General features: G+C 76.3%; 25 protein-coding genes and 1 riboswitch. Of the genes, 15 read left to right on the top strand and 10 right to left on the bottom strand.

Annotated elements, in window-relative coordinates:
* Positions 1 to 4 precede the first annotated feature (4 nt).
* A complete protein-coding gene (locus ACQP60_RS00990; RefSeq protein ID WP_429727958.1) occupies positions 5 to 487 on the bottom strand; it encodes a GNAT family N-acetyltransferase in 483 nt (160 codons plus the stop codon).
* A gap of 130 nt (positions 488 to 617) precedes the next feature.
* Between ACQP60_RS00990 and ACQP60_RS00985 the strand changes: the two genes are divergently transcribed.
* From ACQP60_RS00985 to ACQP60_RS00970, 4 genes are all read left to right on the top strand, one after another.
* Positions 618 to 1,013, top strand: a complete 396-nt coding sequence (locus tag ACQP60_RS00985) for a VOC family protein (protein ID WP_429727957.1) — start codon at positions 618 to 620, stop codon at positions 1,011 to 1,013.
* A gap of 48 nt (positions 1,014 to 1,061) precedes the next feature.
* Positions 1,062 to 1,400, top strand: a complete 339-nt coding sequence (locus tag ACQP60_RS00980; RefSeq protein ID WP_429727956.1) for a YnfA family protein — start codon at positions 1,062 to 1,064, stop codon at positions 1,398 to 1,400.
* A gap of 82 nt (positions 1,401 to 1,482) precedes the next feature.
* On the top strand, positions 1,483 to 4,281 hold the full coding sequence (locus tag ACQP60_RS00975; protein ID WP_429727955.1) for an AAA family ATPase: 2,799 nt from the start codon (positions 1,483 to 1,485) through the stop codon (positions 4,279 to 4,281).
* A gap of 60 nt (positions 4,282 to 4,341) precedes the next feature.
* Entirely contained in the window at positions 4,342 to 4,617 is a 276-nt protein-coding gene (locus ACQP60_RS00970; protein WP_429727954.1) for a hypothetical protein, read from the top strand.
* A gap of 7 nt (positions 4,618 to 4,624) precedes the next feature.
* On the opposite strand, the gene ACQP60_RS00965 is transcribed toward ACQP60_RS00970, so the two are convergent.
* A complete protein-coding gene (locus ACQP60_RS00965; RefSeq protein WP_429727953.1) occupies positions 4,625 to 5,107 on the bottom strand; it encodes a DUF456 domain-containing protein in 483 nt (160 codons plus the stop codon).
* A gap of 28 nt (positions 5,108 to 5,135) precedes the next feature.
* The gene (locus ACQP60_RS00960; protein WP_429727952.1) at positions 5,136 to 5,507 is read right to left on the bottom strand and encodes a hypothetical protein; all 372 of its coding nucleotides are present in this window, start codon (positions 5,505 to 5,507) and stop codon (positions 5,136 to 5,138) included.
* A gap of 401 nt (positions 5,508 to 5,908) precedes the next feature.
* Here ACQP60_RS00960 and ACQP60_RS00955 point away from each other — a divergent pair, with 401 nt between their 5' ends.
* Genes ACQP60_RS00955 through ACQP60_RS00940 form a run of 4 tightly spaced genes read left to right on the top strand, consistent with a single transcriptional unit; the run spans position 5,909 to position 10,666 of the window.
* Positions 5,909 to 7,639, top strand: coding sequence for a nitrite/sulfite reductase (locus ACQP60_RS00955; protein WP_429727951.1), 1,731 nt, complete (start codon positions 5,909 to 5,911; stop codon positions 7,637 to 7,639).
* Positions 7,636 to 8,487 carry a phosphoadenylyl-sulfate reductase gene (locus ACQP60_RS00950; RefSeq protein WP_429727950.1) on the top strand — a complete coding sequence of 284 codons (852 nt, stop codon included), beginning with the start codon at positions 7,636 to 7,638 and terminating at the stop codon, positions 8,485 to 8,487. Before ACQP60_RS00955 ends, ACQP60_RS00950 begins: the two co-directional genes overlap by 4 nt.
* Before the next feature lie 47 nt (positions 8,488 to 8,534).
* Positions 8,535 to 9,854 (top strand): uroporphyrinogen-III C-methyltransferase, encoded by a 1,320-nt coding sequence (gene cobA, locus ACQP60_RS00945; protein ID WP_429727949.1) that lies wholly within the window; start codon positions 8,535 to 8,537, stop codon positions 9,852 to 9,854.
* Between the two features lie 56 nt (positions 9,855 to 9,910).
* Positions 9,911 to 10,666, top strand: a complete 756-nt coding sequence (locus tag ACQP60_RS00940; protein ID WP_429727948.1) for a sirohydrochlorin chelatase — start codon at positions 9,911 to 9,913, stop codon at positions 10,664 to 10,666.
* Here the strand turns inward: ACQP60_RS00940 and ACQP60_RS00935 are convergent.
* Positions 10,632 to 11,246 (bottom strand): LuxR C-terminal-related transcriptional regulator, encoded by a 615-nt coding sequence (locus ACQP60_RS00935; protein WP_429728764.1) that lies wholly within the window; start codon positions 11,244 to 11,246, stop codon positions 10,632 to 10,634. The two genes, ACQP60_RS00940 and ACQP60_RS00935, sit on opposite strands and share 35 nt — an antisense overlap.
* Before the next feature lie 68 nt (positions 11,247 to 11,314).
* Entirely contained in the window at positions 11,315 to 12,637 is a 1,323-nt protein-coding gene (locus tag ACQP60_RS00930) for an ATP-binding protein (RefSeq protein ID WP_429727947.1), read from the bottom strand.
* Positions 12,638 to 12,774: 137 nt separating this feature from the next.
* Between ACQP60_RS00930 and ACQP60_RS00925 the strand changes: the two genes are divergently transcribed.
* Positions 12,775 to 14,298, top strand: a complete 1,524-nt coding sequence (locus ACQP60_RS00925) for a PspC domain-containing protein (protein ID WP_429727946.1) — start codon at positions 12,775 to 12,777, stop codon at positions 14,296 to 14,298.
* The gene (locus ACQP60_RS00920; protein WP_429727945.1) at positions 14,295 to 14,936 is read left to right on the top strand and encodes a hypothetical protein; all 642 of its coding nucleotides are present in this window, start codon (positions 14,295 to 14,297) and stop codon (positions 14,934 to 14,936) included. Before ACQP60_RS00925 ends, ACQP60_RS00920 begins: the two co-directional genes overlap by 4 nt.
* Positions 14,937 to 15,002: 66 nt before the next feature.
* Here ACQP60_RS00920 and ACQP60_RS00915 read toward each other — a convergent pair whose 3' ends face one another.
* A complete protein-coding gene (locus ACQP60_RS00915) occupies positions 15,003 to 15,725 on the bottom strand; it encodes a hypothetical protein (protein ID WP_429727943.1) in 723 nt (240 codons plus the stop codon).
* Positions 15,726 to 15,859: 134 nt separating this feature from the next.
* Between ACQP60_RS00915 and ACQP60_RS00910 the strand changes: the two genes are divergently transcribed.
* Both ACQP60_RS00910 and ACQP60_RS00905 read left to right on the top strand, forming a co-directional pair.
* The gene (locus tag ACQP60_RS00910) at positions 15,860 to 17,035 is read left to right on the top strand and encodes a glycosyltransferase family 4 protein (RefSeq protein ID WP_429727942.1); all 1,176 of its coding nucleotides are present in this window, start codon (positions 15,860 to 15,862) and stop codon (positions 17,033 to 17,035) included.
* A gap of 113 nt (positions 17,036 to 17,148) precedes the next feature.
* Entirely contained in the window at positions 17,149 to 17,700 is a 552-nt protein-coding gene (locus ACQP60_RS00905; RefSeq protein ID WP_429727941.1) for a hypothetical protein, read from the top strand.
* 72 nt (positions 17,701 to 17,772) lie between these two features.
* Here ACQP60_RS00905 and guaA read toward each other — a convergent pair whose 3' ends face one another.
* Both guaA and thiE read right to left on the bottom strand, forming a co-directional pair.
* The gene (gene guaA / locus ACQP60_RS00900) at positions 17,773 to 19,380 is read right to left on the bottom strand and encodes a glutamine-hydrolyzing GMP synthase (protein ID WP_429727940.1); all 1,608 of its coding nucleotides are present in this window, start codon (positions 19,378 to 19,380) and stop codon (positions 17,773 to 17,775) included.
* A gap of 97 nt (positions 19,381 to 19,477) precedes the next feature.
* Positions 19,478 to 20,125 (bottom strand): thiamine phosphate synthase, encoded by a 648-nt coding sequence (thiE, locus tag ACQP60_RS00895; protein ID WP_429728763.1) that lies wholly within the window; start codon positions 20,123 to 20,125, stop codon positions 19,478 to 19,480.
* Positions 20,126 to 20,147: 22 nt separating this feature from the next.
* A riboswitch (TPP riboswitch) is annotated at positions 20,148 to 20,250 on the top strand.
* Between thiE and thiO the strand changes: the two genes are divergently transcribed.
* The 3 genes from thiO to ACQP60_RS00880 all read left to right on the top strand — a co-directional run bounded on the left by thiO (position 20,240) and on the right by ACQP60_RS00880 (position 22,579).
* Positions 20,240 to 21,472, top strand: a complete 1,233-nt coding sequence (gene thiO, locus ACQP60_RS00890) for a glycine oxidase ThiO (RefSeq protein ID WP_429727939.1) — start codon at positions 20,240 to 20,242, stop codon at positions 21,470 to 21,472. It overlaps the preceding riboswitch by 11 nt.
* On the top strand, positions 21,469 to 21,723 hold the full coding sequence (thiS, locus tag ACQP60_RS00885) for a sulfur carrier protein ThiS (protein ID WP_429727938.1): 255 nt from the start codon (positions 21,469 to 21,471) through the stop codon (positions 21,721 to 21,723). Before thiO ends, thiS begins: the two co-directional genes overlap by 4 nt.
* Before the next feature lie 31 nt (positions 21,724 to 21,754).
* Positions 21,755 to 22,579, top strand: coding sequence for a thiazole synthase (locus ACQP60_RS00880; RefSeq protein ID WP_429727937.1), 825 nt, complete (start codon positions 21,755 to 21,757; stop codon positions 22,577 to 22,579).
* A gap of 6 nt (positions 22,580 to 22,585) precedes the next feature.
* Here the strand turns inward: ACQP60_RS00880 and ACQP60_RS00875 are convergent, their stop codons facing one another.
* Positions 22,586 to 23,809, bottom strand: coding sequence for a ThiF family adenylyltransferase (locus ACQP60_RS00875; protein WP_429727936.1), 1,224 nt, complete (start codon positions 23,807 to 23,809; stop codon positions 22,586 to 22,588).
* Entirely contained in the window at positions 23,806 to 24,231 is a 426-nt protein-coding gene (locus tag ACQP60_RS00870; RefSeq protein ID WP_429727934.1) for a DUF3817 domain-containing protein, read from the bottom strand. The genes ACQP60_RS00875 and ACQP60_RS00870 overlap by 4 nt, the downstream gene beginning before the upstream one ends.
* Between the last annotated feature and the right edge of the window lie 48 nt (positions 24,232 to 24,279).

Here is a 24,279-nt window from a genome sequence, read left to right as displayed (position 1 = left end):
CCGGTCAGCGGCGCAGGCGCATCGGCGTGTGCGGGATGTCGTCCTCGAGGTACTCGGGCCCGTCCGGGGCGAAGCCGAACCGCCCGTAGAAGCCGGTCAGCGGCGACTGCGCGCCGAGCACGACGTCGGCCTCCGGGGCGGTGGCGGTGGCGACCTCCAGCGCCGCACGCATGAGCACGCCCGACGCCCCCGTGCCGCGCACGTCCGGGTGGCACACGACGCGGCCGATGCGCTGTACGTCGCCGTCGTCGAGCACCCGGGCCGTCGCGACCACGCGGCCGCCGGACCCGCCGTCGAGCAGGACGACGTGGCGCGCCGTGGGCTCGGCGTCGCGGCCGTCCAGGTCGGGGTACGCGCACTCCTGCTCGACGACGAACACGTCCTGCCGCAGCCGCCAGGCCTCGTACGCCGTGCGCGCGTCCAGCTCGTCGAGCGTCGCGACACGCACCGTCCACCGATCGTCCTGTCGTGCCGCCTGCGTCGTCATGGGTCCCCCTCGTGCCGTGCCTGCCGCCGACACCCTATGCCGCGCGCCGATGAGATCCGGCGCCGCGTCCGGTCCCACCCCTGCCGCACCCGCGCGACCTGCGCGGGTCATCGACCGAGGAGGAACCACCGTGACAGCAGCACGATTCACCGGGGTCCACACCGTCGCCGTGCCGGTCCGGGACCAGGACACCGCGCTCGCCTTCTACACCGGGCCGCTGGGGCTCGAGGTCCGCTTCGACGCCGAGCTCCAGCCGGGGTTCCGGTGGGTGGACGTCGCCGCTCCGGGCGCCGCGACGTCGCTCGCCCTGGTGCGGGCGGGCGAGGAGTCGCGCGCCGGCGTCGACACGGGGATCCGGCTCGTCACGCCCGACGCCCGCGCCGCGCACGCGGCCCTGACCGAGGCCGGGGCCGACGTCGACGAGCTCCTGCTGTGGGGGTCGGCGCCGCCGATGTTCTCGTTCCGGGACCCCGACGGCAACACGCTCTACGCCACCGAGGACGCCACCCAGATCCCGGCCGGCTGACCGCCGCGGGATCGCCGCGGCGCCGTCGGGCGCGCGAGACTCCTGCGCATGACCGTGCTGCGCTCGATCGTGCTCTTCCTCGCCGCCGCCCTCTTCGAGATCGGCGGCGCCTGGCTGGTGTGGCAGGGGGTGCGCGAGCACCGCGGCTGGGTCTGGATCGGCGCGGGGGTCCTCGCGCTCGGCGTGTACGGGTTCTTCGCGAGCCTGCAGCCGGACGCCAGCTTCGGCCGCATCCTCGCCGCGTACGGCGGGGTCTTCGTGGCCGGGTCGCTCGTCTGGGGCATGGCCGTCGACAGGTTCCGGCCCGACCGGTGGGACGTCGCGGGCGCCCTGATCTGCCTCGTCGGCGTCGCGGTGATCATGTACGCCCCGCGAGGCACCGCCTGAACCCCGGCCGGCGCGGGTGATCCCGGGGTGAATCGCTCCCGGGCCACGGCACGTCGGGCACCGCCGATGGGATAGTCGCCTCGTGGGCACCCCGCGGGTCGTGGGGAGGTCCGAGGCGCTCGTCGCCGTCGACGATCTGCTCGGCGCGGCGGAAGTAGGGCCCGCGGCCCTGGCGCTGAGCGGACCTCCGGGCATCGGCAAGACGACGGTGTGGCTCGCCGCCCTGGACCGGGCCCGCGAGCGAGGCGTGCTCGTGCTCGCCAGCCGTCCGGTGCCCGCCGAGGTGCGGCTCGAGTACTCGGGCCTGCGGGAGGTCCTCGACCCGCTGTCCGACGCGGTCGTCACCCTGCCGCTGCCGCAGCAGCGTGCGCTCCGGGCGGCCCTCGGCGTCGAGCCCTCCGGGCCGGGCGGCGGCCCGCAGCTCGTCGCCGCGGCCGCGGGCACGCTGCTGCGCGACGCCGCGGCGCGCGGGCCCGTGCTGCTCGCCGTCGACGACCTGCAGTGGCTCGACCCGTCGAGCCGGCAGGCGATCGCGTCGGCGTGCCGCCGGACACCCGGCCGGCTCGCCATCCTCACGAGCGCCCGCACCTCCGACGCCCCGGCGGGCGGCGACGACGTCCCTGTCGCCGTGATCGAGCCGGCCGACCCGCGCACCCTCACCCACCTCCCGCTCGCGCCGCTCGCGCCGGCCGACGTGGCCGCGGTCGCCCGCGACGTCGCAGGGCGCCCCCTCGCCGCGACGACGATGGAACGCCTGGTCGAGGCCGCGGACGGCAACCCGCTCTTCGCGGTCCAGCTCGCGGAGCACTGGGGCTCGCGTGGCACCCCGGACGGCCTGCCCGCGAGCCTGCGGGCGCTCGTCGCCGAGCGGCTGACGACTCTCCCCCACGCCACCCGCGACCTCTTGCTCACGGCGGCGTGCCTGGCGGACGCGCGGCTCGACGCGCTGGCCGCGGTCCACGGGGACGTGGAGGCCGTGGCGGCGGCCGAGGACGCGGGGGTCGCGCGGGTCGCCGACGGGCGGCTCCGTTTCGCGCACCCGCTGTTCGCGCTCGGGGTCCTCGACGCCGCCCCACCCGGCCGCCGGAGGGAGCGGCACCGGCAGCTGGCCGACCTCGCCGGCGGCGCGGCCGACGACGAGGCCCGGGCCCGCCATCTCGCGTACGCCGCGGCCGGACCGGAGCCGGCGGCCCTCGATGCGCTCGACGCCGCGGCCGACGCCGCCCGGCGCCGCGGCGCGACGTCCGTCGCAGCAGAGCTGGGCGAGCTGACCCTCGGGCTGGGCGCGCGGTCGCCGCAGCGGCTGCTGCGGGCCGCGCAGGACCGGCTCGGCACGGACGCCTACGGCCGCGCGCTCGAGCTCGCGGCCGAGGCGCTGCCCGCGCTCACGTCCCCGCTGGAGCGGGCGGGCGCGCTCGCCACGGTCGGGCAGGCCCGGTTCCGGCTCGGCGACATCGAGGGAGCGGTGTCTGCGCTCCAGGCCGCCCTCCCGCTGGCCGGGGGCGACCCCGGCCTGCACGTCTCCGTCTTCGGCGACCTGGCGACCTGCCTCCTCAACTCCGGCCGGCTCGAGGCCGCCCGCGCGGAGCTTCCCGAGGTCGACCCCGCTCCCTCGCCGGCCGGCCCTCCGATGGACGACGGCGCGCTGGCCGAGCTGCTCGGCGCTCGCGTCGTGATCGACCAGCTCGCGGGCCTCGGCTACCACGACCGCATCGCGCGCCGCGCGCTGGCGCTGGAGAGCGCCGACCGGGTCAGCCCGGCGATCCGCTGGCCGACCGTGAACGTCGCGTCGGCGCTGCTCTTCAGCGGCCGGCCGGGCGAGGCCCTGCCGCTTCTGGCCGGGGCGGAACGCCGCTGCGTCGACCGCGGCCAGGAGACCGACCTCTGGTTCGTGCAGTTCTCCACCGTGCGCGCCGCGATCCTCCTCGGTGAGCTGACGACCGCGGCCGAGGCCGCGGAACGGCTCGACGAGCGCGCCGGCCGTACCGAGGGCCCGGTCCTCGACCTCATGAGCCGCACCGCGGAGGCGCACCTGCTCGCGTGGGCGGGCCGGACGGACGAGGCAGCGGCGACGGCGCGACGGACCGTCGCGCGCTTCGGGGCGCTCGGTGCGGCGCACGTGGCCGCGCTGCCGGCCGCGGCACTCGCGTCCGTCCTGCTCGCGGCGGGCGACGCGCCGTCGGTCGTGACGCTGCTGCGGCCGCTCGAGCGGCTCCTGGCCGGCGCGGGGTACCGCCACCCGGGCTTCGCGCGCCACCTGCCGGACCTCGTCGAGGCGCTCGTCACGGCCGGCGAGACCGGGGAGGCCGCAGCCGTCCTCGACCGGTACGAGCCGGTCGCCGCACACTCCGGCGAGGCATGGCTGCGCGGCGTGCTGGCACGCGGCCGGTCAGCCGTCGCGGCCGCGGACGCGGACGTCGCGTCCGCGCGCCACCACCTCGAGCGCGCGCTGTCCTGCTTCGCCGCCCCCGACCTGGGCTACGAGCGGGGACGCGCGCTCGTGTCTCTCGCGCGCCTCGAGCGCCACGCGCGGCGTCGAGCGGCCGCCGTGGCCGCGGCCCGCCGCGCGGTGGCGGAGCTCGACGCCGTGGGCTGCGTCCTGTGGCGCAGGGTCGCGCAGGACGAGGCCGACCGGTCGTCGGGCCCCCGCAGCGGCACCGCCCTGACGGCCATGGAGGAGCGCGTCTGCGCGCTCGCGGCCCGCGGCCTGACGAACCGTGACGTCGCGTACGCGCTGACGATGAGCCCGAAGACGGTCGAGGCGCACCTCGCCCGCGCTTACGCGAAGCTGGGCATCAGGTCGCGTGCCGAGCTCGGCGCGCGGATGTCCCCCGCACCGAGCCCGCCGGGCACCGAAGCCACGGGCAAGGACAACACCTGATGCAGGAGCGCCACGCGCCCGGCGAGACTCGGCCTGGACCCGAACATCCAGGAGGCTGCCGTGGGAGCTCCGGTGGTGTTCGAGATCTGGGCCGACGACGGCCCTCCTGGCCTGTCCCCCGCGCCAGTCACGACCTCACCGAGGGTGCGCGGGGCGCAGGCCGGCAGGACCCTCCTCGCGCTGCTGCTGGGCGCCGCGGCCGCGGCCGGCGCACTCACCGCCGTCGACCGCGTCGTGGCGGACCCGCCCGCGGCGGAGGCCCCGCACGATGCCGGGGACCCGACGCCGCACCGCCTCGGGCGCGGAGACTTCTGCCGCCCCGGGTCGCACTGCTGACGCCCGGTCAGGTCACGACCAGCCCGACCACCCACACGAGGGTGGCGACGACGCCGCCGGCGAGCTGCACGCCGATGGTGATGAGGGTGGCCTTGAGCGCCGCGCGCGTGGCCGTCCACGCGACGGCGGCGTCACGGCGCCGGGCCAGCTCCACCAGGAAGACGGCCCCCGCGAAGAAGAGGAAGAGCCCCACGACGGGGACGACGAAGAACCCGACGATCCCGGCGAGGCCGGCGATCGCGAGCGTGCCCCACGGCACGTCGGCCCGGCGCATGTGACGACCGGCGAGCAGCCACTGGCCCGTCTCGGCGGCCACGACCGCCACGGCCGCGACGGCGAAGCACACCCACGCCGTCGTGCCGCCGGTGACCCACGCCCACACGAGGATGCTCCCCAGCACGAGCACGTTGCCGGGGAGCACCTGCACGACGATGCCGACCAGGCCGACGGCGATCGCCAGCCCGACCAGCACCTCCCCCAGGACGCTCATCGCGCCCGCCCCGAGGGCTCCTGGAGAGTCACCAGAAGACGGCGACCAGGATGTTGACCAGCGTCAGGGCGCCGATCGAGTGCTTGAGGCCGGGGGCCACGGCACCCGTGCCGTTGTCACCCTTCGAGCCCTGGCGCTTGGCGACGAACGCGAGCACCGCGATGATCAGCGCGATCACGAGCTTGACGCCGATCTTGGCCATGCTCGGGCCGCCGTCGGCCCAGAGGTCCGACATCTCGGCGACGCCGACCATGAGGACGCCCGCGACGAGCGCGGTCAGGGCGCCGTGGAAGACCCCGCGGTAGAGGCCGGGGCTCTTGATCGACGCGATGTAGCCACCGAGGACGATCGCCCAGCCCACGAAGTGGAGCGCGACGAAGACGTGGTAGAGGAACTCCATGCGGGCAGCCTAGCCGCGCCCGCAGCGGGATCTGACGCCGGTGTCCGCAACCGGTCACACATCACACCCGGATCGACCTCCGCAAGCCGCTCCCGCGTCGTCCCACGATGTGGTCCCAGCATGTGGACCCCGTCTCGCGCGACACGACCCCGTGCCGTTACGGTCGTGCCCATGACCACGGCCGCGCACCGCCTCCTCGTGACGAACCGTCACGAGATGCCGGCGTGCGTGCGTCGCAGCATGCGCAGCTGTCTGTGCTGCTGTCGCTGATCGCGCCCTACCTCAGCCCCGCCGCCATGCGGCTCCTGAGCACCGGCGCGCGCCGTCGGTCCTCGGCCCACCCCTGCTGAGTCGCTCGTCGTCGCGCGTCCCGCCCCCGAGGACCCGAGGAACTCCCCCAGATGACGACGCAGACCACCGCACCCGCCCCGACCAGCGAGAACACCCCCGCCCGAGTCCGCCCGCCGCGCGCCGCGCGCCCGAACGGGCAGTGGAAGGTGGACGGCACCGAGCCCCTCAACCACAACGAGGTCTTCAAGCAGGAGGCGGCGCCGCTCGGGGTCCGCGAGCGCATCGAGGAGATCTACGCCCGCGAGGGGTTCGACTCGATCGCCGACGACGACCTGCACGGCCGGTTCCGCTGGTGGGGCCTGTACACGCAGCGCAAGCCCGGGATCGACGGCGGGCGCACCGCGACGCTCGAGCCGCACGAGCTCGAGGACCGGTACTTCATGCTCCGCGTCCGCTCGGACGGCCAGGCCCTCGCACCCGAGGCGTTGCGGGTGCTGGGCGGCATCTCGGCGGACTTCGCCCGGGGCTCGGCCGACATCACCGACCGGCAGAACATCCAGTACCACTGGATCGAGATCGAGAGCATGCCGGAGATCTGGCGCCGGCTGGACACGGTGGGACTCGAGACCACGACGGCGTGCGGCGACTCCCCGCGCGGGTTCCTCGGCAGCCCGGTCGCGGGCATCGCGGCCGACGAGATCATCGACCCGACGCCGGTGATCCTCGAGATCAAGCGCCGCTACATCGGCGACCCGGAGCTCGCGAACCTCCCGCGCAAGTTCAAGACGGCGATCACGGGCCACCCGAGCCTCGACGTGGTGCACGAGATCAACGACATCTCGCTGGTCGGCGTCGTCCACCCGGAGCTCGGCCCCGGCTACGACCTGTGGGTGGGCGGCGCGCTGTCCACGACGCCGCGACTCGGCGAGCGGCTGGGCGTCTTCGTCACCGAGGACCAGGCGCCCGACGTCTGGCACGGCGTCATCCGCATCTTCCGCGACTACGGCTACCGGCGGCTGCGCAACAAGGCCCGCCTGAAGTTCCTGCTGGCGGACTGGGGCACCGAGAAGTTCCGCGAGGTGCTGGAGACCGAGTACCTCGGCTACGCGCTGCCCGACGGCCCTGCCCCGGCGCCGGCCACGCGCCCGGGCGACCACGTCGGCGTGCACGAGCAGAAGGACGGCCGCTTCTACGTGGGCGCGGCGCCCGTCGTCGGGCGGGTCGGGGGCAACACGCTCACCGGGCTGGCCGACCTCATCGAGCGGGTCGGCGCGGACTCCGCCCGGCTCACCGCGCACCAGAAGGTCGTGATCCTGGGCGTTCCCGGCGACCGCGTCGACGAGCTGCTGGACGGCCTAGAGCCCCTGGGACTCACCGCTCGCCCGAGCCTGTTCCGCCGCTCGACCATCGCCTGCACGGGCATCGAGTTCTGCAAGCTCGCCATCGTCGACACCAAGGACACCGCGGCCCGCGTGATCGGCGAGCTCGAGGACCGGCTCGGCGACGTCACCGCCCGCCTGGACCGGCCCATCGAGCTCAACGTCAACGGCTGCCCCAACTCGTGCGCCCGCATCCAGACCGCCGACATCGGGCTCAAGGGCCAGATCATCACGGTCGACGGCGAGCAGATGCCAGGCTTCCAGGTGCACCTGGGCGGCGGCCTGGTCGGCGCGGGGCGCGACGCCGGCGAGCTGGGCCGCACGGTCCGCGGCCTCAAGGTGCCGGCGTCGGAGGTCGGCGAGTACGTCGAGCGCGTCGTGCGGCGGTACGACGCCGAGCACGACGGCGGCGAGACGTTCGCGCAGTGGGCGCACCGGGCCGACGAGGAGGCCTTGCGGTGACCGCCGTCGAGGTCTCCTCCCCGGTCACCCTGCTCGCTTCCCCGGCCGGCGGGGGCCGGCTCGCCGAGGTGCGGGCCCGGGCGGCGGCGCGCGAGGACTCCCGGGCGGCGCGGCAGCGTGCCCGCGCGTCCCGGCACCGGCGCTCGACCGACGAGCTGCGTCTCGTCGTCGAGCGGGGCCAGGCGCAGCTGCACGCCGACCGCGACCGCCCGGAGGCCACGGCCGAGGAGGTCGTCGCCTGGGCGGTGCGCGAGTTCGGCCCGTACCTCGCGGTCGCGTCGTCCATGCAGGACCTCGTGCTGGCGCACCTCGTCTCGCGCCAGCTCCCGTTCGTCGACGTGCTGTTCGGCGACACCGGGTACCACTTCGCGGAGACGCTCGGCACGCGCGGCGCCGTCGAGATCGAGATGGACGTGGACGTCGTCGACGTGCGCCCGGAGCTCACCGTCGCCGAGCAGGACGCCGCGCACGGCCCGCGCCTGCACGACCGGGACCCCGAGGCCTGCTGCGCCATGCGTAAGGTGGCTCCCATGCGGCAGGCCCTGCAGGGCTACGAGGCCTGGGCGACCGGCGTCCGCCGCGGCGAGACCGCGGCCCGCGCGAACGCGCCCCTGGTCTCCTTCGACGAGCGCGACGGCGTCGTGAAGATCAACCCCCTCGCGGCCTGGACCGACGAGGAGGTCCAGGAGTACGCCCGCACGCACGGCGTGGTGGTGAACCCCCTGCTCAGCGACGGGTACCCGTCCGTGGGCTGCGAGCCCTGCACCCAGCGGGTCGAGGCCGGGCAGGACGCCCGCGCCGGGCGCTGGGCCGGCCGCGACAAGGACGAGTGCGGGCTGCACGTATGAGCCGGAACAGGACGCCCTCGCACGGGCCCCGGCCCCAGCGGCCCGCAGTGCCCCACGACACGTACCCGCTGGGCCTGCGGGTCGCCGGCCGCCTCGTGATCGTCGTGGGCGGCGGCCCCGTGGCGCTGCGCCGCGTGCGCGGCCTGCTCGCCGCCGGGGCCCGGGTGCGCGTGATCGCGCCCGACGTGGTGCCGGAGCTCGCCGCGCTCGTGTCCGCGGGCGCGATCGAGCGGATCACCCGCGGCTACTGCGACGGAGACCTCGACGGGGCGTGGCTGGTGCACACCGCGACCGGCGACCCCGACGTGGACGCCCGCGTGGCCGGCGACGCCGAGCTGCTGCGGACGTTCTGCGTCACCGCGGGCGACGCCGGGCTCGGCTCGGCGTGGGTTCCCGCCGTGGCCCGCACCCCGGTGACCGACGCCGCCGGGCGGCCCGCGGGCGACCTCGCCGTCGCCGTCACCGCCGGGCGCGACCCGCGCCGTGCCGTGCGCGTGCGCGACGCCGTCGTGGCCGGGCTGGACGACGGCAGCCTGCCGCTGCGCGCGGTGCGCCCCGCGACCCCCGACGAGGGCGACCTCTCCGGTGGCCTGCCGCGCGTCGGGCGCGTGGCGCTCGTGGGCGGCGGCCCCGGGGACGCGGGCCTCATCACGGTGCGCGGCCGACGCCTGCTCGCCGAGGCGCACGTCGTCGTCGTCGACCGGCTGGCGCCGCGGTCCCTGCTGGCCGGCCTGGACGACGACGTCGAGGTGGTCGACGTCGGCAAGACGTCCGGGCACCACCCCGTGCCGCAGGACGAGATCACCGCGCTGCTGGTGCGGCACGCGCTCGCCGGGCGGGACGTGGTGCGCCTCAAGGGCGGCGACCCGTACGTCTTCGGTCGCGGCGGCGAGGAGCTCGACGCCTGCCGGGCCGCCGGGATCGAGGTCGAGGTCGTGCCCGGCGTGACGTCCGCCGTCTCCGTGCCGGCGGCGGCCGGCATCCCGGTCACGCACCGGGGCGTCGCCCGCGGGTTCAGCGTGCTCACCGGGCACGACGACGTCGGGCAGGTGCCCGGCGGCACCGACCACACGCTCGTCCTGCTCATGGGCGTCACCCGGTTGGCGGACACCGCCCGCGCGCTCGTCGCCGCAGGCCGCCCGGCCGAGACGCCCGTCGCCGTCGTGGAGGACGGGTTCGGCGCCCGCCAGCGCACCACCGTCGGCACGCTCGCCGACATCGCCGACCGGGCGCGCGCCGTCGGGGTGCGGGCGCCCGCCGTGACCGTCGTGGGCGACGTCGTGCGGCGCAGCCCCGCGTGGACGGGGCCCGCGGCCGCGCACAGCTCCGCTCACACGGTCGCCGCTGCGGTGGTGAGGACGTCGTGACGGCCGTTCACGCGGGCGAAACGGCCCCGGTCGACGTGCGTCCTAGGGTCGCGGGCATGACCGTTCCCGCGCTGCTGGCCGTCTCGCACGGGACGGCGTCCGCCACCGGTGCGGGCGCCGTCGCGACCCTCGTCGAGGCGGTGGCCGCCCGCCTGCCCGACGTCCCGGTGCACGCCGGCTTCGTCGACGTGCAGCAGCCCGACGTGCCGACCTGCCTGACCGGGCTGCGCGACCTCGACGCGCCGACGGTCGTCGTGCCCCTGCTGCTGTCGGCGGGCTACCACGTGCACGTCGACCTGCGCGAGGACGTCGACGCCGCCGTCGCGGGCGGCGACGACGTCACGCTCGGCGGGGCGCTCGGACCCGACGACCGCCTGGTCGACGTGCTCGGGCAGCGCCTCGCCGAGGCCGGCCTGCGCGACGACGACACCGTCGTCCTGGCCGCCGCCGGGTCCAGCGACGCGCGCGCCGTCGCCGACTGTGAGACCACGGCCGCCCGCCTCGCCGAGCGCCTGGGCCGCCCGGTCGCCGTCGGGTACATCGCGAACGCCACCCCGCGCGTCCACGAGGTGGTCGCCACCGCCCGCGCCGGGCGTCCCGGGCACCGCGTCGTGGTCGCGTCCTACCTGCTCGCGCCGGGGTTCTTCGCCGACCTCGCCGCGCGGGCCGGCGGCGACGTCACGACCGCCCCGCTCCTGGTCGCCCACGAGGACGCGCCGGACGGGCTGGTGGACGTCGTCGTCGAGCGCTACCGCACCGCTGGGCGCGCCGACCCGGTCACAGCAGCCGGCGCGCCGCGGCCCACCGCGTGAGCTCGTAGCGGCTGGAGAGCTGCAGCTTGCGCAGCACGGCGGACACGTGGGTCTCGACCGTCTTGATGGAGATGAACAGCTCGCTCGCCACCTCGCGGTAGGAGTAGCCGCGCGCGATGAGGCGCATGACCTCCTGCTCGCGCTTGGACAGGCGGTCCAGCTCGTCGTCGGCGACGGCGACGTCGCCCGCGGCGGTGCCGAACGCGTCCAGCACGAATCCCGCGAGCCGCGGCGAGAAGACCGCGTCCCCGCCGGCGACACGGACCACGGCGCCCGAGAGGTCCGACGCCGAGATGTTCTTCGTGACGTAGCCGCGCGCCCCAGCGCGGATGACGGCCACCACGTCCTCGGCCGCGTCCGACACCGAGAGGGCGAGGAACCTCGTCTCGCCGAGCAGGTCGGCGCACCGGCGGACGACCTCGGCCCCACCGCCACCGTTGCCGCCCGGCAGGTGCACGTCGAGCAGCACGACGGGCGGGCGGTGCTCGTGCACGACGGCGACGGCCTGGTCGACGTCCGCCGCCTCGCCCACCACCTGCACCCGGCCGTCGAGGCTGGCGCGCACGCCGGTGCGGAACATGTGGTGGTCGTCGACGAGCACGACGGGGACCGGCCCGGTCGGCTGCGGCGTCGCGTCGGTGGGGGTGGTCACGTGCGGGCTCCTTCGTCGGCGGTCGTGCTGGGTTCGTCCTCGTCGGTGGGCGTGTCGACGGCGGGCGCCGTCGCCGGCCCGGCGGAACCGTCGCGCGGCATCCGCAGCCGCACCTCGGTGCCCCAGCCGGGGCGGCTGGTGACGTCGGCGGTGCCGCCGCGCCGGTGCACGCGGCCCAGGATCGACTCTCGCACCCCGAACCGGTCGGGCGCGATGTCGTCCATCTCGAACCCGTCGCCGCGGTCGCGGACGAAGACCTCCACGGCGGCGTCCGTCACCTCGAGGTAGACCGTCACCGGCGGCCGGCCGTGCACGACGGCGTTCACCAGCGCCTCACGGGATGCCTGCAGCAGGGCGGAGGTCTCCTCGGTCGGCACGCAGTCGCCCACCATGACCGACTCGACCTCGACGGCCCGGCCGTCCTCGACCTCCGCCACGAGGGCGCGGAGCTCGGCCGCGAGCGACGTGCCCGGGGCCGTGCGGTCCGTGTACAGCCACTCGCGCAGTTCGCGCTCCTGGGCGCGGGCCATGCGGGCCACCGCCTCCGGGTCGTCGGCTCGCGAGCGGATGAGGGCGAGGGTCTGCAGCACGGAGTCGTGCAGGTGCGCGGCGATGTCGGCGCGCTCGGCCTCGCGGGCGCGGGCGGCGCGCTCGTCGCCCAGCTCGCGCACCAGCCGCAGCCACCAGGGGGCCAGCATGAGCGCCGCGCCCGCGAGCACCGCGAGCGACGCCACGGCCGCCTGGACCAGCACGGGCACGGGGGCGTCCTGGCCGATGAGCAGCAGCACCCCCACCATGACGAGCACGACGCCGCCCACCAGCCGCAGCACGAGGGTCGAGCGCCGGGTCTGGCCGCCGTCCGCCGCGCGGCCGCGGTGCGCGGCGTCGAGCTGGCTCCACGCGAGCGCCAGGCCGCCGACGGCGACGAGCGCCGGCAGCACCCACGACGCGCCGATGTCCCAGCCCGCGCGGATCGCGACCAGGACGAACGCGCCCGCGATGAGGGCCGCGCCGATGAGGACGTCGCGCACCGGCAGCGCCGAGACCGGACCGCGCAGGCGCAACCGGGGCGCGAGCCGTTGCAGCGACGTCGGGGTCGTGTCCGCGGCGAGCCTCGGGTCGCCGGACGGCACGGTCACCCACCAGAAGACGTACACCACCAGGCCCGCGCCGCCCGCGAGGGCGAAGAGCAGGAAGGCGACCCGCACGAGCAGCACCGGCAGGCGCAGGTGCGCGGCGAGGCCCGCGGCGACGCCGCCCAGCACCCGCCCCTGCGGGGGCCGGCGCAGCGGCAGGCGCGGGGGTCGCTCGGTGGTCATGCTCCCGATCCTGGCACGTCGGGGCTGCCCCCGGGCCCGGGATCCCGAGGTTTCAGGGTGGCCCGGCACCCCGAATCAGGGTCGTGTCAGGGCAGCACCCGATGCCGCGAAGGCTCCCCGATCGCCAGGATGGAGCCATGAGCACCGACGACCTCCCCCAGCCGCCCGGGCCCCAGCCCGGACCCGGCACCGCCCCCGCGGGCGGCACCCCTCCGCGCCGCAGCGGCGACGGCTTCTTCGACTCGATCCGCCGCATGGGCGTCACCCGGTCCGACAACCGGTGGGTCGGCGGTGTCGCGGGGGGCGTCGCCGAGCGCTTCGGCCTGGACCCGCTGCTGGTGCGCGGCCTGCTGATCCTCAGCTTCTTCCTCACCGGCGCCGGCATCGTCATCTACGCGATCGCGTGGGCGCTGCTCCCGGAGCGGGACGGCCGCATCCACCTGCAGCAGGCGTTCCGGGGCGACTTCGACGTCGCGCTCCTCGGGGCGGTCGTCGCGCTCATCGTCGGCTTCGCGTGGGGCGACGGGTTCTGGTCCTGGGGCGGCGGCCGGTTCTTCGACTGGGTCGCCGGGCTCCTGTGGGTGGCCGTCTGGGTGGGCATCGTCTGGCTGGTCGTCAAGCTGATCCGCGACCGTCGGCCGCCCAGCCGCGGCCCCGGCGCGCCTCCCGCGCCGCCGTACCCCGCGGCTCCTCCGTACCCCGCGGCGCCCGCACCGGGCGCCACGGACGGCCCCGCCGCCGGCGGCCCCTCGTCCACGAGCTCCTTCACCCCCGCGCCCCCGGCGCCGTACCTCACCTCCCCGGCGCCGCAGCCGCCGGCGGATCCCGCGAGCCCGTCCGGCTCCTGGGCCACGGCCCCCGCGGCCCCCGCAGCGACGTCCGGCGCGTGGGCCTCCGCCCCCGCTCCGGCCGCTCCCCCGGCGGCCCCGGTCGCCGCACCGCGTCCGCCGAGCCCGCCGCGCCCCGTGCGCCGCGGTCCCGGCGCCGCCACGGTCGGCATCGTGCTCGGTCTCGTGCTGCTGGGCGGCGCCCTCCTGCTCGTCGCCGACCGCGTGGGCGACCTCGGGGTCCCCTGGGGCCCCACGTGGCTGGGCGCGTCGATCGTCGTCCTCGGGCTCGGGCTGGTCGTGACCGGCCTGCGCGGTCGCCGCGGCGGCACCCTGACGTTCCTCGCGATCCTCGCGCTGATCGCCGGGGTCGTCACCTGGCCGTTCGCCGGGAGCCGCGACTCGTGGGACTTCTGGGACGACACCCCGCAGCTGAACGGCGCCGCCGCGGTCATCAGCGACGGCACCCTCACCCCGACCACCGTCGACGAGGCCGAGGACGGCGTGCACGTCCGCTTCGGCAGCGCCGTCGTCGACCTCACGTCGCTCGACCTCGCCGACGTGACGCCCGGCGACCCCGTCGTCGTGCCGATCTCCATGACCGCCGGGAGCACCGTCGTGCGGATCCCCGCCGACGAGGCGGTCGAGGCGGAGGTGCAGGTCATCGCGGGCAACGCCACCTGGCGCGCCGACGGGCAGGACAGCTCCGTCAACACGTACACGAACGGGCCCGCCCGCTTCCGCACCGACGAGGTGCGCGAGGGCGACGGCGCACGCCTGCTGCTCGACGTCGACGTGCGCGCCGGCGACCTGACCATCGAGGAGTCCCGATGAGCGACGACAAGCCCACCACGCCCGGCCCGGAGGCGGACGAGACGCAGGCGCTGCCCGCGGCCGACGAGACCCAGGCCCTGCCGGCCCCGGACGAGACGCAGGCCCTCCCCGCGGCCGACGAGACCCAGGCGCTCCCGGCGGCCGGTGAGACGCAGGCCTTCCCCACGGGCGACACCCGCGCCTTCCCGGTGGCGGGGCCGGACGACCCGCTGTCGATCTTCGACCAGCCGGAGCGGCCCGCGGAACCCGCGCCCGCGGAGCACACGTCCGCGCCGCCCGAGAGCTCCGTGCCGGAGCCGCCGTCCCCGGGCTACGGCCCCACGGCGACCGAGCCCGCGACGCCCGAGCAGCCGGTCACGTCCGCGCCTGCCGCGTCGGCACCGGCCGGGGCGACGCCCGCCGCCCCCGTGGCCGCGACCCCGGACGAGCGGCCGGCCAGCCCCGGCCCGCGGGCCAGCACCATCGTGTGGGGTTTCCTCGTCGTGGCCTTCGGCGCGGGCCTGCTGGCCAACGCCGCGGGCGCGCACATCGACGTCGAGCTGGCCGCCATCGTGCTGCTCGCCGCGGCGGGCGCGCTGCTGGTGATCGGCTCCGTCGTCAGCGCGGTGCGCCGCCGGCGCCGCACGACCGCCCGCTGACGTGAACGACGACGCGGCGGTGACCCTCTCGGGTCGCCGCCGCGTCGTCGTGTCAGGGAGCCTGCCTCAGGCCGTCGGCGAACCGCCGCCCCCGGCCGGCGGAGCCGCCGGCGGGTTCTCCGGCGGCGTCGAGGGGGACGCGGGCGGTGACGACGGAGGCGGCGTGGGAGACGTCGCGGGGGGCGTCGAGGTCCCGGTGGACGGCGCCTCGGGGGCCGTGCGCGTGCTCGGCCGCTCGGGCGGCGGGGCGGGCGTCGTCGGGGCGCCGGGCCGGTCGGGCTCGACCGGGTCGGCGCGGTGCGCGGCGTGCGACAGCCCACCCTCGGACGTCAGCGAGGGCGAGTCGATCACCACCTGCGGCCCGCCGGCCAGCTTGCGTAGCGCGCTCCCGAGCAGGATGAAGACGATGCCGAGCCCGATGACCAGGGCGCAGACGCCGAACGCCACCACCGACGTGAACAGCGACGCACGCAGGAACGACGCGTCCATCACGCTGTCGCGGACCGGGTCGTCCTGGTCGAGCTGCGCGTACGTCTTCCCGTCCGCCATCTCGGTGGCGTGCTTGTCGATCACCTCTGCCTGCGCGTACGCGGTGAACGGGCCGGCGACGTGCTGGCCCGCGAACATGTTGGCGTCGTCGGAGACGGTGATCTCCTCGGCGGAGAGAGTCTGGGAGACGACCACCCAGACCCCCACGCCGAGCACGATCATGACGATGCCCGCGATGACGGTGATCAGCCCGATCCCGCGGACGCCCTTGGTCGGATGGACGGTGACAGTGCTCGACATGTCGCACCTCTCCTCAGGTGTGTGCCGTGGCGCATGCGCCGGAGGTACCGCTCCTCGCACGGTAGCGCCCCCACCCGTCCCCGGCGCGGCGAATCCGCAGGTGGTCGCGCCGGTCCCGATGGCAGGATGACCCGGTGCGCATCGTCCACGTCTCCGACTCCTACCTCCCGCTGCTCGGCGGCATCGAAACCCAGGTGGCCCGGCTCGCGCGCCGGCAGGCGGAGGCCGGGCACGAGGTCGAGGTGATCACCACGACGCCGGGCGCGCCCGGCGAGCACGGCGTCAGCACCCGGCCCGACGACGACGGCGTCGTGGTGCACCGTGTCGCGGCCCGCGTGCCGGGCGGCTACCCGGTCCACCCGCGCTCGACGGCGCACGTGCTGGCCCGGCTGCGGGAGCTCGAGGCGGACGGGCGCCGGCCCGACGCCGTGCACCTGCACATGGGCGTCCTCGCCCCCACGGTCGAGCTGGCGCTCCGCCCGGTGACCCGCCTGGGGCTGCCGGCGCTGCTCACGGTGCACAGCGTGTGGGGCGGCTGGGAGCGCGCGTTCGCCGCGCTCGACCGGGTGGCCCGGTGGTCGGCGTGGCCGGTGCAGTGGTCGGCCGTCAGCGAGCTGACGGCGGCACCGCTGCGCCGCGTCGTCGGCCGCCGTCTGGGGCCCGACGCCGCGGCGGGTCGCGTGTCCGTGCTGGGCAACGGCATCGACGTCGAGGCCTGGCGGCTGCCGCGCGTCGAGCGGGGCGAGCGGGCCGAGGGCCACGAGGTGCACGTGGTGTCGGCGACCCGGTTCGCGCCCCGCAAGCGGGTGCTGCCGATGCTGGAGGCGATCGCCGCGGCGGTGGAGAGGGCTCCCGGACGCCTGGTCGCGACGATCGGCGGCGACGGACCGCAGCTCGCCGAGGCCCGCCGCTGGGTGCGGGAGCACGGCCTGGCGGACACGGTGCGGCTCGTGGGCCGCCTCACCCCGACCGAGCTCAAGCGCCTCTACATCCGGGCGGACGTCTTCGTCGCCCCGGCGGTGCAGGACGCGTTCGGCATCGCGGCTCTCGAGGCCCAGGCCGCGGGCCTCGCCGTCGTCAGCCGGTCGCAGTCGGGCGTCGCGGAGCGCCTGGTCGACGGCCGCGACGCCCTCCTCGTCGACGACGACGAGGCGATGGCCGCGGCCCTGGTCCGCCTGGCCGACGACCCGGCCCTGCTGGACGCGATCATCGCCCACAACCGCACGGCCGACCTCGCCACGTCGTGGCCCCGCGTCGTCGCCGACGTCGACGCCGCGTACGACCGGGCGGCGGCCCTCGTCCGCGGGTGAGAACGCAGGCCACGAGCCAGATCGGTGCCCCGGCGTATCACCCGCGGTCGCCGACCCTCCATCACTCGCAGACCGGCGACAGAGGGGATCGCCGGCTGACGTGAGGAGCGACGATGACCATCACGACCCGCAACCGCACCCGCCGCGCACGGCTCGCCGCCGTGGTCGGAGGGCTCGCGGCGATCGCGGCCCTGGGCCTCACCGGCCCGGCTGCCACGGCAGCGCCCGACGACGGCGCCACCCCCGTCCAGGTCCAGAAGGTGACCAGCGAGAAGCCCGTCACCGTGCAGGACGTCGCCGCCACCGCGGCGTCGGGCACGCTCTACTGCGCCGTCCTCGACGGCACGTTCGGCTGCAAGCCCTACGCCTACGGCAAGGGGCTCGTCGTGGCACGGCTCTGGGACGGGGCGGGATACACCGGCCGCCAGGTCGTGATCTTCAACCCGAAGTACAAGGTGGGCTGTACGGCCAAGACCACCGACAACGAGGGCGGCTCCGTCCTCGGCGCGATGTCGAACAAGGTCACGTCGGTCAAGACGTACAACCACTGCGACGTGAAGCTGTTCGACGGCGCGTCGAAGAACGGCGCCCACACCGGCTGGGTGGACCGCAGCAGCAAGCTCGGCTCGCTCAACAACCGCGCGAGCTCGTTCGCGATCTCCTGACCCGCTCCCGCACCGCACCACCCGGGACGACCGCGGCCCCGCTCCCCTTCCGGGGGGCGGGGCCGCGGGTCGTCACTCCCACTCGATCGTGCCCGGCGGCTTGCTCGTCACGTCGAGCACCACGCGGTTGACCTCGCTCACCTCGTTGGTGATGCGGGTGGAGATGACGGACAGCACGTCGTAGGGCAGGCGCGTCCAGTCGGCGGTCATGGCGTCCTCGGAGGACACGGGCCGCAGCACGATCGGGTGGCCGTAGGTACGGCCGTCGCCCTGGACGCCGACGGAGCGGACGTCCGCGAGCAGCACGACGGGGCACTGCCAGATCTCGTCGTCCAGGCCGGCCTTGGTGAGCTCGGCGCGCGCGATGGCGTCGGCCTTGCGGAGCGTCTCGAGGCGCTCGGCGGTGACCTCGCCGACGATGCGGATGCCGAGCCCCGGGCCCGGGAAGGGCTGGCGCGAGACGATCTCCTCCGGCACGCCGAGCTCGCGGCCCACCGCGCGGACCTCGTCCTTGAACAGGGTGCGCAGCGGCTCGACCAGCTCGAACTGCAGGTCGTCGGGGAGGCCGCCCACGTTGTGGTGGCTCTTGATGTTGGCCGCGCCCTCGCCGCCGCCGGACTCGACGACGTCGGGGTACAGCGTGCCCTGCACGAGGAACTTGACCTCCTCGCCGTGCTCGCCGGCCTCGGCGACGATGTCGCGCTGCGCGTCCTCGAACACGCGGATGAACTCGCGGCCGATGATCTTGCGCTTCGTCTCCGGGTCGCTCACGCCGGCGAGGGCGGACAGGAACCGCTCCTTCTCGTCGCGGATGACGAGCTTCACGCCCGTGGAGGCGACGAAGTCGCGCTCGATCTGCTCGACCTCGCCCTCGCGCAGCAGGCCGTGGTCGACGTGCACGCAGGTGAGCTGGTCGCCGACGGCGCGCTGCACGAGCGCGGCGGCGACGGCGGAGTCCACGCCGCCGGACAGGGCGCAGATGACGCGCGCGTCGCCGACCTGCGCGCGGATCGCGGCGACCTGGTCGGCGATGACGTTCCCGGCCGTCCAGTCGGGAGCGAGCCCCGCGCCCTCGTAGAGGAACTTCTCCAGCACGGCCTGGCCGTGGGCGGAGTGCTTGACCTCGGGGTGCCACTGCACGCCGTACAGGCGGCGGCCGGTGTCCTCGAACGCGGCGACGGGCGAGCCGGACGACGTCGCGAGCACCTGGAAGCCGTCGGGCGCGGCGTGCACGGAGTCGCCGTGGCTCATCCAGGTGGTCTGGTGGTCGGGGGTGCCGGCCAGCAGCACGCCCGCCTCGCACACCTCGACCTCGGTGCCGCCGTACTCCCGCTGGCCCGTCTGCGCGACGGTGCCGCCGAGGGCCTGCGCCATCGCCTGGAATCCGTAGCAGATGCCGAGCACCGGGACGCCTGCCTCGAACAGGGCCGGGTCGACGAACGGCGCGCCCGTGGCGTACACCGACGACGGGCCGCCCGACAGGATGATGGCCGCCGGGTTCTTGGCGAGCATCTGCTCGGTGGTGAACGTGTGCGGCACGATCTCGGAGTAGACGCGGGCCTCGCGCACGCGGCGCGCGATGAGCTGCGCGTACTGGGCGCCGAAGTCGACGACGAGGACGGGACGCGGCGTGGGCGCCAGGTCGGCGGTGGTGGGGGTGTCGGTGGCGGGAGACGTCACCGAGCCATCGTAGCCGCCGGACGGTACCGCTCTCGGGCCCGTCCCCCGGGTCACGCGGTGGGGTAGGTCACCTCGCGCTGCTGTCCCGCCCCGACCGTCAGCCCAGCCGCTCGCGCAGCTCGCGGGCGGCCCGCTCGGGGTCGGCCGCCTGGGTGATCGCCCGCACGACGACGACGCGCGACGCGCCGGCGTCGAGCACGGCGTCCAGACGCTCGCCGTCGACACCCCCGATGGCGAACCACGGCGTGGTCGGGCGGGTCGCGGCGACCTCCCGCAGCAGGTCGAGGCCGACGGCCGCGCGGCCGGGCTTGGTGGGCGTGGCCCACAGGGGGCCGACGCAGAAGTAGTCGACGTCCGGGTCGGCCTCCGCCTCGGCCGCCTGCGCGGCGGAGTGGGTCGAGCGGCCCAGCACCGGGTCCGGCCCCAGCAGCGAGCGCACCGCCGGCACCGGCAGGTCGCGCTGCCCCATGTGCACGACGGGAGCGCCGGTGAGCCGGGCGACGTCGGCCCGGTCGTTCACCGCCCAGAGCGCGCCGTGCTCCGCGGCGACACGGGCCACGACCTCCTGGAGCTCGAGCTCGCGCGCGACGTCGAGCGTCTTGTCCCGCAGCTGCACGACGTCGACCCCGCCCGCGAGCGCCGCGTGCAGGAAGTCCTCGAGGTCGCCGCGGTCCTCGCGGGCGTCGGTGCACAGGTACAGGCGGGCGTCGGCGAGGCGGGCGCGGGTCGTGGTCACGCCGGTCAGGGTAACCACGGCCCGGGTTACAGTAGCCGCGCACGGGAGCCCCGCTCGGGGCTGAGAGGGCGTAGGAGCCGACCGTCGAACCTGATCTGGGTCATGCCAGCGAAGGGAGCGCACATGCCCACCTCTGCACCCGTTCCGGGATCCGTTCCCGCGCGCGCGTCCGTCCGCGACGTCGTCGTCGTGGGCGGCGGGATCGTCGGACTCGCCGTGGCCCGGCGGGCCGCGGACGCCGGCCTCGCCGTCACGGTGCTCGACCCGTCGCCGGGCGACGGCGCCACCCGCGCCGCGGCGGGGATGCTCGCGGCGGTCAGCGAGGCGGACTTCGGCGAGCGGGACCTCGCGCGCCTCAACCTCGCGTCGGCCGCCCGGTGGCCGTCGTTCGCCGCCGACCTCGCCGCCGCGACCGGCTGCGACGTCCCCCTGCTGCGCGCGGGCTCGCTCGCCGTGGCGTACGACGCCGACGACCTCGCCCTCCTGCGTCGTGTCCTGGCCCTGCACCGGGAGTGGGGGCTCGCGTCCGCGGAGGTCTCCGTGACCGACGCGCGGCGCCGCGAGCCGTACCTCGGGCCGCGGCTGGCCGGGGCCGCCGTCGTCGAGGGCGACCTCGCCGTCGACCCGCGGGTCGTGCACGCGGCCCTGGCCCGGGCGCTCGGCGACGCCGTCGTGCGCCGGGCGGCCGTGCGCCTCGAGCGCGACGCCGCCGGCCGGGTGGTCGCGGTGCACGACGACGCGGGCGCGCGCCACGCCGCCGGGGCGGTGGTGCTCGCGACCGGCCACGGGACGTCGGCGGCGCTGCTCGACGGCGTCCCCGGGGTGCGCGTCCCGGTGCGGCCGGTCAAGGGCGTGACGCTGCGCCTGGACGCCGGCCCGGGGCTCCCGCTGGAGCACGTGGTGCGCGGCACGGTGCAGGGCCGGCCGGTGTACGTCGTACCGCGGGGCCCCGGCACGGGTGCGGGGCCGGGCGGCGGGCCCGGGCACCGCGAGATCGTGGTCGGCGCCACCAGCGAGGAGCGTCCGGACGACCGCCGCGCCGAGGCCGGCGGCGTGTTCGCCCTGCTGCGCGACGCCCGCGCGCTCGTGCCCGGGATCGACGAGGCCGCCCTGGTCGACGTCACGCCCCGCGCCCGCCCCGCCACCCCCGACAACCTGCCGCTCGTCGGCGCCACCGCCGTCCCGGGCCTGCTCGCCGCCGTCGGGCACGGGCGCAATGGCGTGCTGCTGGCGCCGCTCACCGCCGACGCGGTGCTCGCCGCGCTGACGGGCGCGCCTCCCCCCGTACCGCCGCTGTCCGCCGCCGACCCGCGCCGATTCTCCCCGGCACGCCACACCGAAGGAGCAGTCGAATGACCGCCGCGCCCCCTGCGCCCACCGGCCCCACCGCCGTCGTGAACGGCGAGACCTACCCGCTCGACGGGCCGCACGGCGACGGCGTCGAGGCCGTCGTCGCGGCCCTCGTCCCCGCGTTCGTCGCCGACGGCTCGGTGCAGGGCATCGCCGTCGCCGTGAACGACGCCGTCGTCCCTCGCGGCCTGTGGGCCGATACCCGGATCGCTCCCGGCGACCGGGTCGAGATCGTCACTGCCGTCCAGGGCGGCTGACCGAGAACTGACCAGCACGCATGGAGGAAGCATGACCAGCACGCACGTCGACGCCCACCCGCTCGTCGACCCCCTGGTGGTCGCGGGCACGGAGATCGGCTCGCGCCTCGTCATGGGCACGGGCGGGGCGTCCAACCTCATGACGCTGGAGGACGCGCTCGTGGCGTCGGGCACCGGGCTCACCACGGTGGCGATGCGCCGCGTCGCGGTGCGCCCGGGCGGCGCCGGCGCGGAGGACGGCGGCATCTGGGGGCTGCTGGAGCGGCTCGGCATCCGCGCCCTGCCCAACACGGCGGGCTGCTTCTCGGTCGCCGAGGCCGTGCTCACCGCCCGGCTCGCGCGCGAGGCGTGCGGCACCGACTGGGTGAAGCTCGAGGTCATCGCGGACGACGTCACCCTGCTGCCCGACCCGATCGGCCTCGTCGAAGCCGCCGACCGGCTCGTCCGCGACGGGTTCGTCGTGCTGCCCTACACCAACGACGACCCGATCCTGGCCCGGCGCCTCGAGGACGTCGGGTGCGCCGCCGTCATGCCGCTCGGCGCCCCCATCGGCACCGGCCTGGGCGTGCTCAACCCGCGCAACATCGAGGCGATCGCGGCCGCCGCGCGCGTCCCGGTGATCCTCGACGCCGGCGTGGGCACGGCGTCCGACGCCGCCCTCGCGATGGAGCTCGGCTGCGACGGCGTGCTGCTCGCGACCGCCGTCACGCGCGCCGCCGACCCGGTCCGCATGGCGCACGCCATGCGCCTCGCCGTCGAGTCCGGGCGCCTCGCCGCCGGGGCCGGCCGCATCCCGCGCCGCGAGGGCGCGCTGGCCAGCTCCTCCCCCGACGGTCGCCTCGACCTCGCGCTCTGAGTCGCGCTACCCCGCGGCGAGGAGCAGCGCGGGCGCACCGCCCTCGACGGAGCGCGCGTCGACGCCCGCGGTACGCGCGACGTCGGCCACGCGGGCGGAGCGGGCTCCGGCGGCGCAGACCAGCAGCACCGGCCGGTCGGCGGGCAGCTCGGCCCGAGCGACGTCCGCGCCGTCGGGCCCGAAGAACGCGCCGCTGGGCACGAGGCGCGCGCCCGCGACCGGCAGCGCCTGGGCCTCCCAGTCCTCGCGGACGTCGACGAGCGCGACCGGCGCGTCACCCGCGAGGAGCGCGGCCGCGTCGACGGCGCTCATGCTGGCGGGGCCGAGGCCGGCGTCCCCAGCCACGGCGGCCGCGTCGGCCGACCCGCCCACGGGGGCGGGCAGGCCGCAGAACGCGGCGTACGCGGCGTCGTCGGCCAGCAGCTGGGCGACGGGCTCGCGGGTCGGGTCGGGGCGGACGGCGAGCTGCCGCCACGACAGCTCGAGCGCGTCGTAGACGGCGATGCGGCCCAGCAGCGTGGTGCCCGCGCCGGTGATGAGCTTGACCGCCTCGGTGGCCATGACCGAGCCGACGGTGCCGCACAGGGCGCCGAGCACGCCTCCGGTGGCGCAGTCGGGCACGGTGCCGGGCGGCGGCGGCACGGGGAAGACGTCGCGGTACGTGACGCCGCGCTCGCGCTCGCCGGTCGCGAGCCGCGGCGCGCCCCAGAACACGGCGACCTGCCCGTCGAACTGGTGGATGGCGCCCCACACGACGGGCACGCCGAGGATCTCGGCCGCGTCGGAGACGAGGTAGCGCGTGGGGAAGTTGTCCGCCCCGTCGAGCACGACGTCGTACCCGCCGACGATCTCCAGCACGTTCTCGGGCGTGAGCCGCACGGGGTGCGCCACGACGTCGACGTCGGGCGCGAGGTCCGCGAGCCGGTCGCGCGCCGACTCGACCTTGGGCCGGCCGACGTCGGCGGTGCCGTGCACCACCTGCCGCTGCAGGTTGGAGACGTCGACGACGTCGTCGTCCACGACGCCGAGGGTGCCCACGCCGGCCGCGGCGAGGTACTGCAGGGCCGGGCTGCCGAGGCCGCCCGCCCCCACGACGAGCACGCGCGCGGCGGCGAGCCGCCGCTGCCCCTCCGGGCCGACGCCGGGCAGCGGCAGGTGCCGGGCGTACCGCGCGAGGCGCGCGGCGTCGAGCTCCGGGCCGGGCGCGACGAGGGGGGCGAGCGACGTCATGCCGCGTACCGCTCCGCGAGCGCCCCGAGCTTCGCGTCGGCGTCGGCGTGCACGCGCTTCTCGAGGATGAAGGACATCACCGGCACGACGCCGGCGAACACCATGCTCGCGAGGCGGCCGAAGCCCCAGCGCATCTTCGACCACAGGTCGAGCACCGTGACGAGGTAGACCACGTAGATCCAGCCGTGCGCGAACGGCACCCAGCCCATGTAGTCGACGACGACGTCGACCGGCACCACGTACTTGAAGAACATCTCGACGCACAGGATCAGCAGCATCACACCGGTGAGGATCGCCATGAACCGGTAGCGCTTCAGGGCGCCGCGGGCCTTGCGGATGGCGGCCTCGGCCTGGGCCTGGCTGGCGCCGCCGGCGGGCGACGGCGAGGGCTGCGGGGCGGGGGTCTGCTGGGGCGAGCTCACCCCAGCATCGTAGGCGCGGAAACAGGCCTGACGGTCCGCGAGAACGGT

This window comes from Isoptericola variabilis (genome assembly GCF_050311655.1).
GTDB classification, from domain to species: domain Bacteria; phylum Actinomycetota; class Actinomycetes; order Actinomycetales; family Cellulomonadaceae; genus Isoptericola; species Isoptericola variabilis.
Note: the sequence above shows the minus strand (reverse complement) of the source record. Positions and strands in the feature narration are given on the sequence as shown.